This window comes from Microbulbifer sp. CnH-101-G, assembly GCF_052466775.1.
Map to the genome: position 1 here is coordinate 3,102,954 of NZ_CP174292.1, position 17,946 is coordinate 3,120,899.

The window sequence follows — 17,946 nt, forward strand, 5'->3', positions numbered from 1 at the left end:
AAATCTGATATCTCTAAGGAGTAACCGATGAAAAAGTACACCCCGATTGCTGCAGGTGTTTTCCTGGCAATTGCTGCAAGTGGCGCCATGGCTGCTAACACCCTGATCATTAATCAGAATGGTGCGGGAAACGCTGTCGCCCCCCTTCAAGATGGTACAGTGACCGACAGCACTATTTTCATTAACCAAACTGGAGACATGAATTTCTCCGCCCCACAGCAAATAAATAACACCAGTAATAGTTTGATTCTCCACAACCAATTTGGTAACACGAACGGAGCAGCATCAGTACAAGATGGTGCCTCCGGTTCATCCGCTGTGATTACCCAAGTAAATGACGATAACAGTGCAACTACTAGCCAGGTCTCTACCACCAGCTCAGCAATCGGTATCTCACAAAGTGGCTGGGTAGGCCAAGTGGCAACAGTTAATCAGTTTGGTACTACCGCAAACTCTGCTCAAGTCAACCAAACAAAGAATTTAAACACCGCCACGGTGAATCAGTTCAGCGGAACGGCTAACACAGCGGTAGTTACGCAAGAAGGGCATTTTATTGGTAATAATGAAATCGAGACAAATCAAGGAAATGGTGACTCTAACTCTATTGATGCCACCCAGATTGGTAACGCACAAACTGGACTCGTTTCCCAAATAGGAGGATCAGGTAATTCATCTTTCTCCTACCAGTTTGGTAAGTACAACGATATTAGTGTCGCCCAATCAGGAGATAACAATATCAGTAATATTGAGCAATACTGGGAGTCTAACGTAGCTGTGCATGCTCAGTCTGGTAGTAATAACTGGGCCATGACTCTACAGGACGGCATGTCAAACGTTGTAGGTGTGAACCAAATTGGCAACATGAACACCTCTGATATAACTCAATTTGGAGATATGAACCAAGGTTTCCTTACTCAGACTTCAAATGGTGGTATGTTTGTTGGTTTGCAGGACGGTAACTCAAACTTTTATGCAGTGAACCAAGCAGCTCCAGGACTGATAGTAATCAACCAGATTGGCGATGGTCATTTTGTTATTGTTCCATAGAGTTATTGTTTAGGCTCACACCAAAGCTGACCCAGGCGGGTCAGCTTTTTAGTTTAATGATGTATTTTAACAATTTAAATAATTATCAAATATTTTCATCAACCAACCCTTAAAAACACCTGCATACATATTTAAATCATCAAGAGATTTAACATTTCCACGTAAATCACAACCTCCAAATTAAGCCTGCCAAGAAAGATATTGATATAACCATAAATTTCTATCAAGAATAAGTTAACGAATAATTTATCGCAACACTCTAGAAGAACTAACAATCACTCTTGGCAAAAGAAAAATGCCAAATTTCATCAACCCAAAATCATCCCTACGGCAACAGATACTGTATATCACTAAAATGCTTATCAAAGTAGAATCATACTTTTCCCTTACATCAATGAGTCTTATCTCTCATGGAAAACGGCAAATTTCTCAACAAAACTATACATAACATCACGTGAAATACATCGAGAAGATGCACTAAATCTCAAAGTTAGAATTAAAATTAAAACTAGATCCATCATCTTTTCTATTTCTTTGAAAGAGAAATATTGAAGAGGTCACCCTGCAAGAAGAAAGCCCAAATGAAAGAAAGTTACTTACATTTAACATGTATTCTTGATCAGAAAATCTATTAAATTTATCCTGATATCCACAAGGAGTAACCATTGAACAAGTACACTCCAATTACTGCCACCCTACTGGTAACAATTACCACAAGTGGAGCCATGGCCAATACCCTAATTATCAACCAGAATGGTATGGGGAATTTAGTTACTCCAGTGCAAGAAGCTTCTGTAACTAATAGCGATATAATTATCAATCAAACTGGTAACTTTAATTTCTCTAACCCGCAACAAGAAGACAACACTACTGATAGCGAGATTACTCATACCCAAGTCGGTAACACAAATAGTGCCACATCTATTCAAGGCAGTACCGTAGAGACATCTGCCTCTATTACCCAAAGCTCCAACGATAACGACGCCACCACCAATCAGTTATCAACCAATATCACATCAACAACAATTTCTCAGAGTGGTTGGGGTGGACAAATGGCACTAGTTAATCAGACCGGCAACTTCTTATCAGATGCCATAATTAACCAGACCAAAAATTCCAATAGCGCCATAGTAATCCAGTTTGACGTGGACTCAAACCTTACAATAATAAATCAGGAAGGGCACTTTATTGGGGGCAATCAGATTAATACAATCCAATTTGATGGTTTAGCTAACTTTATTTCTTCCACACAAGTTGGCAACGCACAAATTGCCTACGTGTCCCAGGGGGATGGAGCTGGAAATGAATCTGCAACCTTCCAATTTGGTAAATACAATGAGCTAACTATCGCACAGTCAGGTTCAAGCAACCGGATCAATATAGAGCAGTACTGGGAGTCCAACATGGCTGTGCACAACCAATCGGGAGACAGAAATATGTCCTTTTCTGAACAGTTATCTCAAGAGAACACTGTTGGAGTCTCTCAACCAGGTGATATGAATGAATCCACCATCAGTCAATCTGGTGGTAACTTGAATCAATACTTTATCACCCAGTTTGGAGACAATAATATATTTAATGCGATGCAAATTGGTAGCTCTAACTTCATCTCGGTGGTACAAGCTGACGACAATAGCATAATGATGGTAAACCAGATTGGTGACGGAAACATCCTTATTATACCTTAGAAATCCCATCTAAAATCCTTCAAAAGATAATTCAAACATTATCTTTTGAAGGAAAGCAAAATTACCCATTAGAAAGCATCAACAAAAAAATGCTGAAAAACGACATTAATGAGAATTGACAAGAAGGCTACGTTCACAACCTTAATATAAACTGAACCCAACCCTCTAACAGCTAAAACCTTCTGATTTCGATTAGCAAACAGAACACAACCCCCAAAAGAAATTTTTCTATATTCAACCAAAATACAATAACAGGCATATTTTTATACTAGAAAACAAAGATAGCTAAGCAATACTGAAATATTAATATTTTTAGCACTGCTACCGCACTCACCAACCAGCCAAAATGCTGAGCACAGACATCAATAAATTAAAGAAAAAACCCTACCAGACAATACAAAAATATTTACAGTAACAGCTGTACAATAACAACCAATCTCTTATTTGGCAGCTAGCCTTGATAGCTTCTCGACAACAAGCTGACATCACTTTTAAATGCGAGCAATAAACATTAGAATAAACCTCTAATATCAATTTAAATCCTAACCTCTTAACAATTCACACAGTTAATAGCCATATACCACTCCAGTCAAATTGATAATGACACACTTTTATACGTATTTGTCAGTGTCAACAATAAAATCAGGTATTGACCTATTATGCCCCCAGCTCATTAACCGAAACTTATTTTAAATTCACAAAACAGATATAAGATTGTCATCTAACCTCCTCTCTATGACACCTAAAATACCCCACCCACCGCGCAGATTAAAAATTAGATTCAAAAAATCAAAGTACTTAACGCCATTAGACTTTACTCCAAATAAGTTAAGCTAAAGTTATAGCAGAAAGCGACTATTACCAATATTAAATAGGTATAGCTATTCCAGAAACACGCTGAACGATGATGGATTAAGTAGTATACAGGAGTTAAACGTGAGAAAGATTACAGCCCTGTCTCTGGTAATTATGGCCTCTGCCAGTGGGCTCACACATGCGTCAGGAAACACAGTAACTTTTGAGCAAAACGGCAACAATAATCACGCTTTGGTTGATCAAACTGACAGCAGCACTATCGACAGCACTGTAGAAATCTCTCAAAGCGGCAATCTTAATAACGCTGAGGCCGTCCAGACAAATGAAACGGATAGCCTTATATATCAGGTACAAGAAGATAAGTTAAACGAAGCTTATAGTTTACAAATGGGGGGCATCGGAAATGAAGCCTTGATTTTTCAGGGGGGCATGGATAACCACGCTAATTCGTTCCAGATTTCTGCTCAAAATAGCCAGGCCAAAATTCTCCAGAATGGCATGGGCAACGAAGCTGAAATTCAACAGCATTTAGGTAGTGATAATGTCTCAGTTATTGAACAAATAGGAAATATTCACGGCGCATTAGTAGGACAGTATGCCAGCTTTAATTCAGAGGCATATATTTTCCAAGACGGCTCTTACCACGAAGCAATGATCAGCCAAAAGGGAACAGGCCACTATGCCAACATCTCTCAGTCTGGCATGTCGCATAACGCCGAAATTTCCCAGTCCGATATGTATAACGAAGCAGATATCTTACAAAAAGGCGAGAGTAACAACAGTACAATTGTTCAAGTCTCTTGGTACAACAGTGCCTTTGTTACTCAGGATGGTTATCTGAACCAAGCTACGATTATGCAGTCAGGCAATGGTGGTTTGGGTGGTGGGCACATGGTAGTTGTTAATCAATCTGGCGGTATGAATACAGCCACAGTGATACAAAGTGGTTTTTCTGAGTCGGCAAATATCACCCAAACCGGCTACGGTAATACTGCCATAGTGAATCAATAAATATCTCCTATCCTAGTAGAAGCTAAAGATTAAAGTTGGTCTTTGGCTTCTATAACTATTTACCCCACCGTAGGTACAGCCCTTTTATGCTTACCTTTTAGCACTTATCTTTAAGTACCTACCATATTTTAAAAACTTACTTATAGAACCATTTACTGAGAATTAAGTCTCAAAAGTTACCCACATTTCTCTCATGGTGGCACTTATTTTTTGCATCAAGAATTAACAAGTACCCGAGCCTCCCATTTATGCAGTTGTGGAGAAACCTATGACGCATTTTAGCAAGCTACTTTTAGCAACCACCCTATTAACCGGCTACTCTCTTTCAGCTCAAGCTGATGACCAAACTGTTCGTCAAGTTCAAGTCGGAATTGGGAACAATGCAACAGCCATTCAACAGTTCCCCCTCAACCAGAGTAACTTAATCATTCAGGAGCAGATTGGTTTCTATAATGACGCAATAGCAAATCAAGCAGTCGAAGTCGGTAGTACCGCTGCGCAATATCAGACGGGACAACAACATTCATCTGAGGTCAGCCAGGCTTTCGGGAGTGGTAATGCTGGTCAAAGCGTGCAGATTGGCTCCAATAGTCAGTCAGCAACCTTTCAGATCAATCAGGTTCAAGGCTTCTCTTTACACACCCAGGATGGACAAAGTCACTTTGCTTTAACCATTCAAAAACTAGGGTCCAACAACAGTATTCAAATTCAGCAAAGTGACCGCCTGAATATAGCAACGGCCAGCCAGATAACAAACTTTAATGGTGACATCAATATTATGCAGGCAGGCCTATTAAATAGCGTTGAAAGTCACCAGCAAGGTTTTTCTCATGAGGCCTCTATAGTTCAGAGCGGAGGATTCAATAAGACCGATGCTATTCAGCTAGGCAGCAGTCAATGTGCAACGACGATGCAAACCGGAGTGGATAACCTGATTGATCTTGCTCAATCAGGTGACAGTAATATTGGATCAGTCACTCAGTTAGGCATTAGCAATGAAGCTTATGTGCTTCAATCTGGCATTAATCTCAAGGTAAACGCTGAGCAATTTGGCGGCTTTAATCACGTTTCAATTTCGCAATCCGGTATTAATCAGAGCAGTGACACTCTACAAGTAGGATTTAATAATCAAAGCCATATTGTTCAATAGGTGTTACCAATATCACTTATTTTCTGAAACCAAGTGCCAGTTTCTACTGGCATTTTCTAATTATTTCTTAATCTTTGATTTTTTCTTGGCCAAGACTTCCCTCCCAGCTAAATAGTACTTCTCTCCTATGGCTTTTTTTTATCACTGAAGCAACACTAAAAGGGACGGAACGAAATTATGGACTCCTAAGCAGTATCAGGGATGCCAATCAAAATGCGCCAGTTTTACCCCCTCTTCGACTTTGTATCAACTCGATCTTTTTACTTAAGCACTTTGCGTGCAAGTTTGCCTAAACAGTTTACAGGGGCGCTGCCAAAAAAAATTTAGCGCCTAATTGTAAAAGCTCACGCTAACTACACAGCATACCGGCTTAGCAACTTAACACTGTCCTCTATCGTGATGCTCTTTTTTTAAGTAGTAATGGAGATACTCATGAAAATTTTAGCCCCAATTCCTGCCACTATGGTTTTAATTCTAAGCGGTACCGCTTTTGCCGATAACAATACTGCTTACCAGGATCAAAATGGCTTTGGTAACAACGCCTATGTTGATCAGGCGGGACCCGGCAGCCACCACAATTACGTTAGTCAGGAACAGCATCAGGGGTTCAATACTGCCGTTAGTATTCAGGTCTATGAACACCACAGTACGGTTCTTCAATTCCAGGATGGGACTAGTAACTACGCAAATGCTTTCCAGAAAGGTGGGTCTGAAAATACAGCGATGAGTGAGCAATTTGGTATCGACAATAGCTCCTTAACTTTCCAGTTTGATGAGCACAGTAGCTTTTCTCACCATATACAGGAAGGCATTGGTAACACCGCTTGGACCTACCAACAATCAGGTAGTAGCAACCAAGCAACCATCCTACAAAACAGTGACTACAGTAACGCGACTGTAACTCAGGTAGGTAGCCATGGCAGTGAAGCCATGCTCTCTCAAGGTGGTGAAATGAATCAGGGTGATATTCTCCAAATTGGTGAATTTCACAAGGCCCACCTGACCCAGGGAGATGGCGGTAACAACGACGCCGACATTCGCCAGCTGGGCCACAGTCATGAGGCCAAAATGTATCAGGAAGGCTGGTATAACGAGGCGGATATTTCCCAGGCTGGTAGCAACCACTTTGGTAAAACCATGCAGTTTGGCCACGGGAATGATGTGTACCTGGGCCAAATCGGTGAAAATCATCACGCCGAAGCCATCCAGAATGGTTCGAATAACAACAGCCTCGTCGCCCAGTTTGGTTTCAATGAGACCGCCAAGGTTCACCAACACGGTGAAAACAATCAAAGTTTCGTTTCCCAGTAAAGCTGCTCCTGCCCCCAAGAAAAAAGGCGGCCTCTGGCCGCCCTTTTTCTTACTAAGAGATCTTTTATAGATGCTCTACAGTATCGATTTCATATTCCACTGCACCGGAAGGCGTGTGTACAACAACGACTTCCCCCACTTCCTTACCAATAAGTGCGCGGGCAATCGGCGAATTCACTGAGATTTTTTGTTTTTTCACATCCGCCTCATCGTCACCCACGATTTTATAAGTCACTTCAGCATCGTCATCCAGATGAATGATGGTTACCGTGGTGCCGAAAATTACCTTATCGCTGGGCTCAATCGACTTCACATCGATTACTTGGGCGTGAGATAACTTGGCTTCAATCTCTTGAATACGCCCCTCAATAAAGCCCTGTTTTTCCCGCGCCGCATGGTATTCGGCATTTTCCTTCAAATCACCGTGTTCGCGAGCCTCGGCAATGGCTTCCACCACCGCTGGGCGCTCGACTTTTTTCAGATTTTCCAATTCTGAACGCAGCGCTTCTGCGCCTTCGACGGTCATTGGTACCCGGTTCAATGTGGGACCTCCATTATTGTTACTACGCAACCGGGCCCTGTGTTGCCACAAGGCCCGGTCGGAAATGACGGATTGTTTTTAGATGATTAAGACAGCTTTACCACACGCTGGTGCAGGTCCTGCAGGCGGCGCACCTGTAGCGGCTGCTCCTGGCGCATGGCCATCGCCATGGCCTGAGCCGCCGCCAGGGTGGTGGTGTAACACACCTGGTGGTTCTCAGCACTGCGACGGATATCCGCGGAATCGCGAATCGCCTGGCGCCCTTCGGTGGTATTCACCACCAGCGCAATCTCGTCGTTCTTAATCATATCGACGATATGCGGGCGACCTTCACTCATCTTGTTGACGGTTGTAACGGGAATATCGTTATCTTGCAAGACCTTGGCGGTGCCTCGGCTGGCAATCACCTCGAAGCCAAGCTCCACCAAATCCCGGGCTACACCCACGGCATCGGCCTTGTCGAAGTCGCGCACAGAGATAAACACGCGGCCGGATTCCGGCAGGCGGTCACCAGCGGCAACCAAACCTTTGTCGAAGGCTTCTGCAAAGGTCGCGCCCACGCCCATCACTTCGCCGGTGGATTTCATCTCGGGGCCGAGAATCGGGTCCACTTTCGGGAACTTATTGAAGGGGAATACTGACTCTTTAACGGAGTAGTAGTCCGGTACGATCTCTTCGGTAAAGCCCTGTTCCTGCAGGCTGATACCGGCCTGACAGCGCGCAGCCACTTTCGCCAGTGAGGTACCGATGCACTTGGAGACGAACGGTACAGTACGGGAAGCGCGCGGGTTCACTTCGATCACATAGATCTCGCCGTCCTGGTAGGCCAGCTGGGTATTCATCAGGCCAACTACGCCCAGCTCGCGAGCCATGGCCTTCACTTCTTCGCGCATACGGTCCTGCACATCCGCCGGCAGGCTGTAGGGCGGCAGGGAGCAGGCGGAGTCACCGGAGTGAACACCACACTGTTCAATGTGCTGCATGATGGCGCCGATCACAACGTCCTGGCCATCGGAGACCGCGTCGATATCCACCTCAATGGCGGCGTTGAGGAAGTGGTCCAGCAGTACCGGCGCTTCGTCAGAAACCTGTACCGCTTCTTTCATATAAGTGAGCAGCTCGTCTTCTTTGTAGACGATCTCCATCGCGCGGCCGCCCAGTACGTAAGACGGGCGCACAACCAGCGGATAGCCCACGTCTTTCGCCGCCTGGATGGCTTCGGAGACAGAGCGCACGATAGCGTTCTTCGGCTGCTTGAGGCCGAGACGCATAATCATCTGCTGGAAACGCTCGCGGTCTTCGGCGCGGTCGATCTGTTCTGGGGTAGTACCGATAATCGGCACACCTTCGTTGGCCAGGTAGCGCGCCAGGTTCAGCGGAGTCTGGCCACCGAACTGTACGATCACGCCCTCCGGCTTCTCTTTGGCAACAATTTCCAGCACGTCTTCCAGGGTTACCGGCTCGAAGTAGAGGCGGTCGGAAGTGTCGTAGTCGGTGGAAACGGTCTCCGGATTACAGTTGACCATGATGGTCTCGTAACCGTCTTCGCGCATCGCCAGAGCGGCGTGTACACAGCAGTAATCGAACTCGATGCCCTGGCCGATACGGTTGGGGCCACCGCCGAGTACCATGATTTTCTTCTTATCGGACGGCTCCGCTTCGCACTCCTCATCGTAGGTGGAGTACATGTAGGCAGTGGAGGTGCTGAATTCAGCGGCACAGGTATCCACGCGTTTGTAGGAAGGGAATACGCCCAGCTTGTGGCGGAATTCGCGCACGGTCTTCTGGCTCACCCCCAACAAGTCCGCCAGGCGGCGATCAGAGAAGCCTTTGCGCTTGAGGAAGCGCATATGCTCCGCAGTCAGCGCCGAGGTGGGCAGGGACTTGAGCGGCTCTTCGATTTTGATCAGCTCTTCGATCTGCACCAGGAACCAGGGATCGATACCGGACAGGTCGTAAACTTCGCCGACGCTCATACCCATACGGAAGGCATCGCCCACGTACCAGATGCGCTCGGCACCCGGTACGGAAAGCTCTCGGCGCACACGGTTCTCGGCACCATCTTTTTTCGGGTTGACCTTGCTTTCCAGGCCAAAGCTGCCCACTTCCAGGCCGCGCAGGGCTTTCTGCATGGACTCCTGGAAGGTGCGGCCGATCGCCATCACTTCACCCACAGACTTCATCTGGGTGGTCAGACGCGCATCGGCTTCACCGAATTTCTCGAAGGTAAAGCGCGGAATCTTGGTGACAACGTAATCGATGGATGGCTCGAAGGAGGCAGGAGTAGCACCGCCGGTGATGTCGTTTTGCAGCTCATCCAGGGTGTAACCCACTGCCAGCTTGGCCGCGACCTTGGCAATCGGGAAGCCGGTGGCCTTTGAAGCCAGTGCGGAGGAGCGGGATACGCGGGGATTCATTTCGATCACCACCACGCGGCCCGTCTTCGGGCAAACGCCGAACTGTACGTTGGAGCCCCCGGTCTCAACGCCGATCTCGCGCAGTACCGCGATAGAGGCGTTGCGCATCAGCTGGTATTCCTTATCGGTCAGCGTCTGCGCCGGAGCGACAGTGATGGAGTCACCGGTGTGTACACCCATCGGGTCGAAGTTCTCGATGGAACATACGATGATGCAGTTGTCGTTCTTATCGCGAACCACTTCCATCTCGTACTCTTTCCAGCCGAGCAGGGATTCGTCAATCAGCAGTTCGTTGGTGGGGGAGAGGTCGAGACCGCGCTTACAAATCTCTTCAAATTCCGGCCAGTTGTAGGCCACACCGCCACCGGAGCCACCCATGGTGAAGGACGGTCGGATAATCACCGGGAAGCCGAACTCTTCCGGTACCTTCTTCGCCTCTTCCATGGAATGCACGATCTTGGCGCGCGGGGTTTCCAGGCCGATGGCCTTCATCGCCTTGTCGAACAGGTCGCGGTCTTCCGCTTTTTCGATGGCGTCTTTGTCCGCACCGATCAGTTCGACATTGAACTCTTTCAGGACACCGTGCTTGTCCAGGTCCAGGGCGCAGTTGAGTGCCGTCTGGCCACCCATGGTGGGCAGGATGGCGTCGGGGCGCTCCTTCTCGATAATTTTGGCAACGGTGCGCCACTCCACCGGCTCGATGTAGGTGGCATCGGCCATGGCCGGATCGGTCATGATGGTAGCCGGGTTGGAGTTCACCAGGATCACCCGGTAGCCCTCTTCGCGCAGCGCCTTACAGGCCTGGGCACCGGAGTAGTCAAATTCGCACGCCTGGCCGATCACGATGGGGCCTGCGCCGATAATCAGAATGCTTTGGATATCTGTGCGTTTTGGCATCTTTCTTCCGTTCTACTACCGGCTAAGGCCGGCTGCGCTAAATTTCATACGTGTCTTGATAAGGAGACTCTAAACAACTCCGTGATGCCTCTGGCTTGCAGAGCGGTTCACAATCAAGGCGCGGCTTCGCAGGAATGTCTAGACCTTTCAAGAAGTCGCAACGCGGAGTGTGAATCGCTCTGCAAGCCCCGAAGGGCGGGCCTTGAAGGCCACAGCTGCTGCGTTGCAGCTCTTGCAAAGGGCTACGGCCATTCGCGGCAAGCTGCGCCTAACATCTGCAGCCTTCAAGGACCCGCAGAGGTATTACGGCGTTATTCAGAGTCTCCTTATAACCGCCGCAAAAGCGGCGGTTATTTGCCCAACCCTGGGCGGCTGCACCCTTAGGCGCGCTCTTTCATCAAATCGATAAAGTGGTCGAACAGCGGCGCCACATCGTGTGGGCCCGGGCTCGCTTCCGGGTGCCCCTGGAAGCTGAAGGCCGGCTTGTCTGTCAGGCGAATGCCCTGCAGGGTGCCGTCGAACAGAGACTTGTGGGTAACTTCCACATTGTCCGGCAGGCTGCCGGCGTCCACTTCGAAACCGTGGTTCTGCGCGGTAATCATCACCTTGGTGCTGTTCAGGTCCTGTACCGGGTGGTTACCACCGTGGTGACCGAACTTCATCTTGGCAGTTTTGCCGCCCACCGCCAGGCCCAACAACTGGTGGCCCAGGCAGATGCCGTAGGTGGGGATACCGGCGTCGAGGATTTCGCGAATAGCGGTGATCGCGTACTCACAGGGCTCGGGGTCACCGGGACCATTGGACAGGAATACGCCGTTGGGATTCATCGCCAGGACTTCGGAAGCCGGGGTTTCCGCCGGTACTACCGTGATGTCGCAGCCGCGATCCACCAGCATGCGCAGGATATTGCGCTTCACACCGAAGTCGTAAGCCACCACTTTGAAGGGCTGTTCCGGTGCGGCCTTGTGGCCTTCGCCCAGTTCCCAGGTACCTTCGCTAAAGGGGTAGGCTTCCTTGGTGCTCACCACCTTGGCCAGGTCCATCCCTTTCAGGCCGGCAAATGCCTTGGCCTTGGTCAGGGCTTCTTCGCGATCAATATTGTCACCGGCAACGATGCAACCACTCTGGGCGCCTTTGTCACGCAGCAGGCGAGTCAGGCGACGAGTGTCGATATCGGCGATACCGACGATATTGCGATCGCGCAGGTAGTCTTCCAGAGACTGCTCACTGCGGAAGCTGCTGGCCATCAGTGGCAGATCGCGGATCACCAGGCCGGCAGCCCAGATATCGGCGCACTCCTCGTCTTCCTGGTTGGTGCCAGTGTTGCCGATGTGCGGATAGGTCAGAGTCACAATCTGGCGGGCGTAGGAGGGGTCGGTAAGGATCTCCTGGTAGCCGGTCATTGAGGTGTTGAACACCACCTCGCCAACAGAACTGCCGTGGGCGCCGATCGCGCGTCCTTCAAAGACGCTACCATCTGCGAGCACCAGCAGGGCGGGAGTTGTACTCTGCATAAAGTTGTGGGGCATGAAGGCCTCCGACGTAGGGACAGCTTTAGTCAAATTGAACTCCAATCTTCAGAACTGCTTCCGGGCGGGGTTTTCGGGCTTTGGAGCATACAGGCTCCTGACTGGCGCGCGCATAAAAAAGCGAGATGAAACATCGCAGCTTCATCTCGCTTTAAAAATCTATTCACGCGCGGCTCTCACAAATTGGCCGATGCTTGCCACCGGCTTTTAGCGGGCTCGCGCTGTGCGATTTAGCTTCGCGACACCAGCCCAAATTCGGGCGCAGATTCTACGCGAATTCCCCTCTGAACGCTAGTGCAAAAATACGCCAAACCAGGCAGGAAATCTTCCTCAGTCTGGTTTCTGCCCAAGACGGAACAAGCTGTTGCCCATTTTTAACTCCGCCTTCTCCAGCATGGTTTTATTCATGCGCAGCGCCACTTCGCCGCCGGAATCGGCAAACTCGATCATTCCGCCGGTTGCGGCAAAGCGATTGGCATCGCTCACCGTAAGAACCGGGAAGAATTCTACAGTAACCAGCGCTTTGAGTAGATTGGCGCGATCCATAGCGCCGAGAATTACGATCTGGCACTTGCGCGCGCGCAGTATATCCTTGAAGTCAATTTTCTCCAGCGCCACCTTGCGACCGTCAATACGCTGGTTTCGGAAGCGCTCCGCCAGCGTCTCCCCCAGGGAATCCCCTCCCATCAGGCACACCTTGAATGGGGCGGTGTAGTTATCAAACGCATTGACCGGCCACTGCAGGTTATAGGCGAAATGCACGATGTAATCCACCATCACACGCCGTCCCAGGGGGGTATCGGAGAGATGTACCGCGGCCTGAGTCAAAGGCGCAATCAGCAAGCTCAGTAATAGGGTAAAAATCAGGGGTAGGCTGGGAACAGAAGCTCTGCGGCAGTGTGTCTTCACGGTCAGTAAAACCCTGCGGTTTACACCAGCTGCCGGGGGCAGGGGCGGCCCAGGCAGAGAGTGTCTATCGGCGGATACCAGGGCAAACTATTTGCCGAGGCTTGATGAGCGCGCCAGCGAAAAGCCCGGCCACCTCTGAAGGTTAGCCCACTGGACTTAGTGCCGCCGGCGCCCCAATCAACATCGACTAATCAGACGTACTCTTCTCCAGGTCGACACTGCTCTCATTCGATTTTGTCGCCGGACGCCATTTGAGCGCCTTTTCAATCGACATGATCATAGACCCAGCAATATCTTTACGGGTTGCGCTCTCGATGCCCTCCAGGCCGGGGGAGGAGTTCACCTCGAGCAGCAGCGGCCCCTTGCGCGAGCGGATAATATCCACACCCGCCACTTTCAAACCCAGCGCTTTTGCCGCTTTAATCGCTATGCGCTTTTCATCTGCCGTGACCTTGACCACTGAAGCAGTTCCACCCTGATGGATATTGGCCCGGAATTCACCCGGCGCCGCCTCCCGCTGAATAGAGGCCACCACACGCCCATCGATCACGAACAGACGCAGGTCTTTGCCCTGAGCTTCGCGGATAAACTCCTGTACCAACAGGTTGGCCTTCAGGGATTTAAACGCGTTAATGACCGATTCCGCCGCTTTGCGGGTTTCCGCCAGCACGACACCGCGTCCCTGGGTCCCCTCCAACAGTTTCACGATCAGTGGCGCGCCACCGACCATCTCGATCAGCTCATTGGTATCCACCGGCGAGTTGGCGAAACCGGAGGTGGGGATACTCAAGCCGCTCTGCTGCAAGAGCTGCAGGGAAAACAGCTTATCCCGCGACTGACTGATCGCCGCAGAACCATTCAGGGCAAACACTTCCAGACTCTCAAAGTGGCGAGTCAGGGCACAACCGTAAAAGGTCTGGCTCGGACGAATTCGCGGGATAATGGCATCCAGATTGTTAAGGACTCTGCCATCGCGGTAATGCACCTCGGGCTCATCCGCATCCAGCTTCATATAACACTGGCGAACATCCAGGAAGGTCATGCGGTGGCCGCGCTCGGCACCCGCTTCCATGATGCGGCGGTTGCTATAAAGGTCCGGATTGGAAGCCAGCAAACCGATACGCAGGCCTGTGCCGGCAATATGGTGCTCGTCCCGATAAAATTCATCCAGCTGGCTTTGTGGCAAATCACCCAGGCAGAAACCCTCCGAAGGGTCCACCATCATGCGCCCAAGCATCGCTTCACGCCCAAGCAACATGCGATAACCCATGCTGTCACGATTGGTCAGGGTCAGCTCGATATCCCAAACGCTACCGCCGATGGAAAGTGCGGTGCGAATCACTGGGCGCCGCTCAGATTCACCGGAGGAGCTGCGCACCACACGTTTATCCAGCATTCGGGCCTCGCAGCGCACCGTTGGGCGGCGCTGGTGCTGCAATGGATGCGCCTCAAAGCTGACCCAGGGCTCACCGTCGCGCTTAAACGTCTGAATATTGTAGGCATGCAGGCAAGATGTCTTAGCCCCGGAGTCGACCCGAGCCTTAATCGCAGGAATTCCCAGACCGGGAAAAGCACACCACTCTTCGCTACCGACAATCAGCTTTTTTTCCAAACGAAAAAATCCTCAAAATATTTTTTGGTTTATCGAGCGAGTAAACGACCCGAATTACTGTCATCCATTGCGAGGCCAGGCCTCGCCAATTTACAGCATTGATTTAACCCATATTACCGATACCGCTTATGGGTAGAGTCTACGAAGTAGACCCGAGGCTAACCCACGAATAAAACTATTGCGGAGGGAAAATTAATTTAATCCCAGCACATCGCGCATATCGTAGTGGCCAGGGGCGCGCTGCGAGTAATCATCGCCGTTCAGCCACAGTGCCGCACGCACCGCGCCGCGGGCAAAAGAAAGACGGCTGCTGGCGCGATGACTGATTTCAACTCGCTCACCTTCGGCGAGAAACATCACAGAATGCTCGCCAACCACATCTCCTCCTCGCACAGTGGCAAAGCCGATGGTATCGCGCTCCCGAGCACCAGTCTGCCCCTCGCGACCGTAGATCGCCACTTTGTCGAGATCACGCCCCAGGGTCTCGGCCAGCACTTCCCCCATACTGAGAGCCGTGCCCGAGGGGGCATCTACTTTATGGCGGTGATGGGCCTCGACAATTTCAATATCCGCATCCTCACCCATTACCCTTGCAGCGGTCTCCAGCAATTTAAAACACAGGTTTACGCCTGTGGAAAAATTACTGGCCAGGCACAGTGGGATTTTTTTAGCGTGAGCGAGTACTTCGCTTTTCTGTTCCGCGGTAAATCCTGTAGTGCCTATCACTATGGGGCGACTGTGAGTGGCGCAATAAGCAGTATTTGATAGGGTCGCGAGAGGCGCGGAAAAATCGATCAACACATCAAACTCGGCTTTTTCCAGGTTATCCACAATGGCGACACCATTACGGCCCAAGCCCGCTACTTCACCGGCATCGGCCCCCACCAAGCTGGAACCAGGCCGGACAACAGCGGCACTGAGTTCCGCTTCCCCAGTGAGCGTCAGTGCCTCCGCCAGAGCCCGGCCCATTCGCCCACCAAATCCGCTGATCGCTATCTTTACCGCCACAACAACACTCCTGTCTACGCCCATAAGGTTGCGAATCTTACCCCGCTCTTCCTGAGGGCAGCTACAAAAACAATGCCTTTAAAAGTGATCACTTATACCTGATCTTAATCTGGCCATGAGATTGCTGCATGAGGAAATAACAAGGCACAACTTTATTACCAACTAACTGCAACTCAGTAAAAGCGATGACAAACCGCGATGCTAGGCTTAATCCAGAGGGGTAAATGGAGCGCCAACATGCGACTTATGATTCGATCAAACCACCTGCCACATTTATTGGTGGTGGTTATCTCTTTAACCCTGGCCTTTGGCAGTGCGCCCGTATCCGCACAACAGCAAAGCACAAACCCAGACTTTTGGGAGAAGTATGACGACATAACAGATTGGGTGACGCTGCGTCTGCAGCTCACCCCTGGCCAGGAAAAAGTAGTGCTGCCCATCATGCAAAAGAGCCTTGCAGAAAAGAAGGCCGTACTAGAACGCTATGGCGTATTGAACAACCCTAAACTGACTTTGACGCCTAAGCAGCGCGGGGAAATCGGTGCGCAATTGGCCACGATCACCGGCCAAACAAACAAAGAGCTGGAAGGGATACTAAAACAACAACAGATGAAGGAACTGGGTAAGATTCAGCACGAACTTTTGATGGAGCTGGCTGCTCGCCTGAGGGCCCGATCTGGCCAAGGCAACTAACCCGGCAGGGACACCGGGCTAGCTTTCGCTATTCTTCCTACTTTTAACCTCTCACAACCTCTCAAAGGTGCTCGTCAGTTAAGCAACGACAAGCTTTAGGTTGCCGATGGTCGAATAGCGATTCGGGATACGCGCTTAGAATTAAAGCTTCATATCGCCAAAGAAGTTCTTCACCCCTTCGAACCAACCGGTCTGACGAGGCGCATTTTTCTTCTCACTGAGGGTATTGGCGAACTCCTGCAGCAGCTCTTTTTGCTTGCTAGAGAGGTTCACTGGTGTTTCCACAACAACCCGACACAGCAGATCGCCAGTGGCGCCACCGCGCACAGGGGTTACTCCTTTGCCACGCAGACGGAACAACTTGCCGGTCTGACTCTCTGCGGGGATCTTCAGTTTTACCTTGCCATCGAGCGTCGGTACTTCCAGTTCACCACCGAGCGCAGCGGCGGAGAAGCTGATTGGCACTTCGCAGTAAAGGTTCTTGCCATCGCGCTGGAACAGCTCGTGCTCCTTCACCACGACCTGCACATACAGATCGCCAGCGGGGCCGCCATCGGGGCCGGCTTCACCCTCACCAGACAGGCGAATACGATCACCAGTGTCCACTCCGGGCGGTACTTTCACCGACAGAGTTTTGGTTTCCTCTACTCGACCGCGGCCGTGACAGCTGCCACAGGGGTCGGAAATAATAGAGCCGCGCCCACGACAATTCGGGCAGGTCTGCTGAACAGAGAAGAAACCCTGCTGCATACGCACCTGGCCAGCACCGCCACAGGTACCGCAGGTCTGCGGTGAAGAACCGGGCTTGGCACCAGAGCCATGGCAGGTATCACAGGAAGCCAGAGTCGGTACGCGAATCTTAACCGTGGTGCCGCGCACCGCGTCTTCCAGGTCTAGTTCCAGGTCATAGCGCAAGTCGGAACCGCGCGCAGGGCCGCCGCGACGGCCGCCACCGCCCCCACCGAAAATATCGCCAAATACGTCGCCGAAGATGTCGGAGAAGCCGCCAAAACCACCGGCGCCGCCACCACCCATTTGGCCTTCCACACCGGCGTGGCCAAACTGGTCGTAGGCCGCACGCTTCTGTGAGTCGGACAGTATCTCGTAGGCCTCGTTGGCCTCCTTGAATTTGTTTTCGGCTTCCGCGTCATCGGGGTTGCGGTCCGGGTGAAACTTCATCGCCACCCGGCGGTAGGCTTTCTTCAGCTCTGCATCCGAGGCGCCACGCTCGACGCCGAGGACTTCGTAATAATCGCGTTTCGACATAAAACTATGTTCTCTGGTCCGGCATCAAGAACGGCCAAACTCTTTCTACTT

The 17,946-nt window shown here is 50.3% G+C and carries 13 protein-coding genes and 1 pseudogene; 6 read left to right on the forward strand and 8 right to left on the reverse strand.

Features of this window, described 5'->3' with window-relative positions:
* The first annotated feature begins 27 nt into the window (after positions 1-27).
* The 5 genes from ACJJID_RS13745 to ACJJID_RS13765 all read left to right on the forward strand — a co-directional run bounded on the left by ACJJID_RS13745 (position 28) and on the right by ACJJID_RS13765 (position 7,023).
* Entirely contained in the window at positions 28-1,047 is a 1,020-nt protein-coding gene (locus tag ACJJID_RS13745; protein ID WP_444919968.1) for a hypothetical protein, read from the forward strand.
* A 665-nt stretch (positions 1,048-1,712) separates the two neighbouring features.
* Entirely contained in the window at positions 1,713-2,735 is a 1,023-nt protein-coding gene (locus ACJJID_RS13750; protein ID WP_444919969.1) for a hypothetical protein, read from the forward strand.
* A gap of 936 nt (positions 2,736-3,671) precedes the next feature.
* Positions 3,672-4,562, forward strand: coding sequence for a hypothetical protein (locus ACJJID_RS13755; protein ID WP_444919970.1), 891 nt, complete (start codon positions 3,672-3,674; stop codon positions 4,560-4,562).
* Positions 4,563-4,830: 268 nt separating this feature from the next.
* Entirely contained in the window at positions 4,831-5,712 is an 882-nt protein-coding gene (locus ACJJID_RS13760; RefSeq protein WP_444919971.1) for a hypothetical protein, read from the forward strand.
* 432 nt (positions 5,713-6,144) lie between these two features.
* Positions 6,145-7,023, forward strand: a complete 879-nt coding sequence (locus tag ACJJID_RS13765; protein ID WP_444919972.1) for a hypothetical protein — start codon at positions 6,145-6,147, stop codon at positions 7,021-7,023.
* Between the two features lie 64 nt (positions 7,024-7,087).
* Here the strand turns inward: ACJJID_RS13765 and greA are convergent, their stop codons facing one another.
* From greA to dapB, 7 genes and pseudogenes are all read right to left on the reverse strand, one after another.
* On the reverse strand, positions 7,088-7,564 hold the full coding sequence (gene greA / locus ACJJID_RS13770; protein ID WP_152454806.1) for a transcription elongation factor GreA: 477 nt from the start codon (positions 7,562-7,564) through the stop codon (positions 7,088-7,090).
* An 86-nt stretch (positions 7,565-7,650) separates the two neighbouring features.
* On the reverse strand, positions 7,651-10,878 hold the full coding sequence (carB, locus tag ACJJID_RS13775) for a carbamoyl-phosphate synthase large subunit (RefSeq protein WP_444919973.1): 3,228 nt from the start codon (positions 10,876-10,878) through the stop codon (positions 7,651-7,653).
* 380 nt (positions 10,879-11,258) lie between these two features.
* Positions 11,259-12,407, reverse strand: a complete 1,149-nt coding sequence (gene carA, locus ACJJID_RS13780; protein WP_444919974.1) for a glutamine-hydrolyzing carbamoyl-phosphate synthase small subunit — start codon at positions 12,405-12,407, stop codon at positions 11,259-11,261.
* A gap of 330 nt (positions 12,408-12,737) precedes the next feature.
* A complete protein-coding gene (locus tag ACJJID_RS13785) occupies positions 12,738-13,316 on the reverse strand; it encodes a YfiR family protein (RefSeq protein ID WP_444919975.1) in 579 nt (192 codons plus the stop codon).
* 187 nt (positions 13,317-13,503) lie between these two features.
* Positions 13,504-14,442 (reverse strand): 30S ribosomal protein S6--L-glutamate ligase, encoded by a 939-nt coding sequence (gene rimK / locus ACJJID_RS13790; RefSeq protein ID WP_444922637.1) that lies wholly within the window; start codon positions 14,440-14,442, stop codon positions 13,504-13,506.
* Positions 14,443-14,526: 84 nt separating this feature from the next.
* Positions 14,527-14,928: pseudogene (locus tag ACJJID_RS13795) on the reverse strand (ATP-dependent zinc protease family protein); the annotation flags it as partial.
* Positions 14,929-15,120: 192 nt separating this feature from the next.
* Entirely contained in the window at positions 15,121-15,936 is an 816-nt protein-coding gene (gene dapB / locus ACJJID_RS13800; protein WP_444919976.1) for a 4-hydroxy-tetrahydrodipicolinate reductase, read from the reverse strand.
* A 237-nt stretch (positions 15,937-16,173) separates the two neighbouring features.
* On the opposite strand from dapB, the gene ACJJID_RS13805 reads away from it, so the two are divergent.
* Entirely contained in the window at positions 16,174-16,629 is a 456-nt protein-coding gene (locus ACJJID_RS13805; RefSeq protein ID WP_444919977.1) for a hypothetical protein, read from the forward strand.
* A gap of 141 nt (positions 16,630-16,770) precedes the next feature.
* On the opposite strand, the gene dnaJ is transcribed toward ACJJID_RS13805, so the two are convergent.
* Positions 16,771-17,895, reverse strand: coding sequence for a molecular chaperone DnaJ (gene dnaJ, locus ACJJID_RS13810; RefSeq protein ID WP_152454811.1), 1,125 nt, complete (start codon positions 17,893-17,895; stop codon positions 16,771-16,773).
* Positions 17,896-17,946 lie beyond the last annotated feature (51 nt).

Excerpts from the sequence above, each read along its gene's own strand:
- ACJJID_RS13745 (WP_444919968.1), top strand. The coding sequence starts at position 28 with ATGAAAAAGTACACCCCGATTGCTGCAGGTGTTTTCCTGGCAATTGCT.
- ACJJID_RS13760 (WP_444919971.1), top strand. The coding sequence starts at position 4,831 with ATGACGCATTTTAGCAAGCTACTTTTAGCAACCACCCTATTAACCGGC.
- ACJJID_RS13765 (WP_444919972.1), top strand. The coding sequence starts at position 6,145 with ATGAAAATTTTAGCCCCAATTCCTGCCACTATGGTTTTAATTCTAAGC.
- carB (WP_444919973.1), bottom strand. The coding sequence starts at position 10,878 with ATGCCAAAACGCACAGATATCCAAAGCATTCTGATTATCGGCGCAGGC.
- carA (WP_444919974.1), bottom strand. The coding sequence starts at position 12,407 with ATGCCCCACAACTTTATGCAGAGTACAACTCCCGCCCTGCTGGTGCTC.
- ACJJID_RS13805 (WP_444919977.1), top strand. The coding sequence starts at position 16,174 with ATGCGACTTATGATTCGATCAAACCACCTGCCACATTTATTGGTGGTG.
- dnaJ (WP_152454811.1), bottom strand. The coding sequence starts at position 17,895 with ATGTCGAAACGCGATTATTACGAAGTCCTCGGCGTCGAGCGTGGCGCC.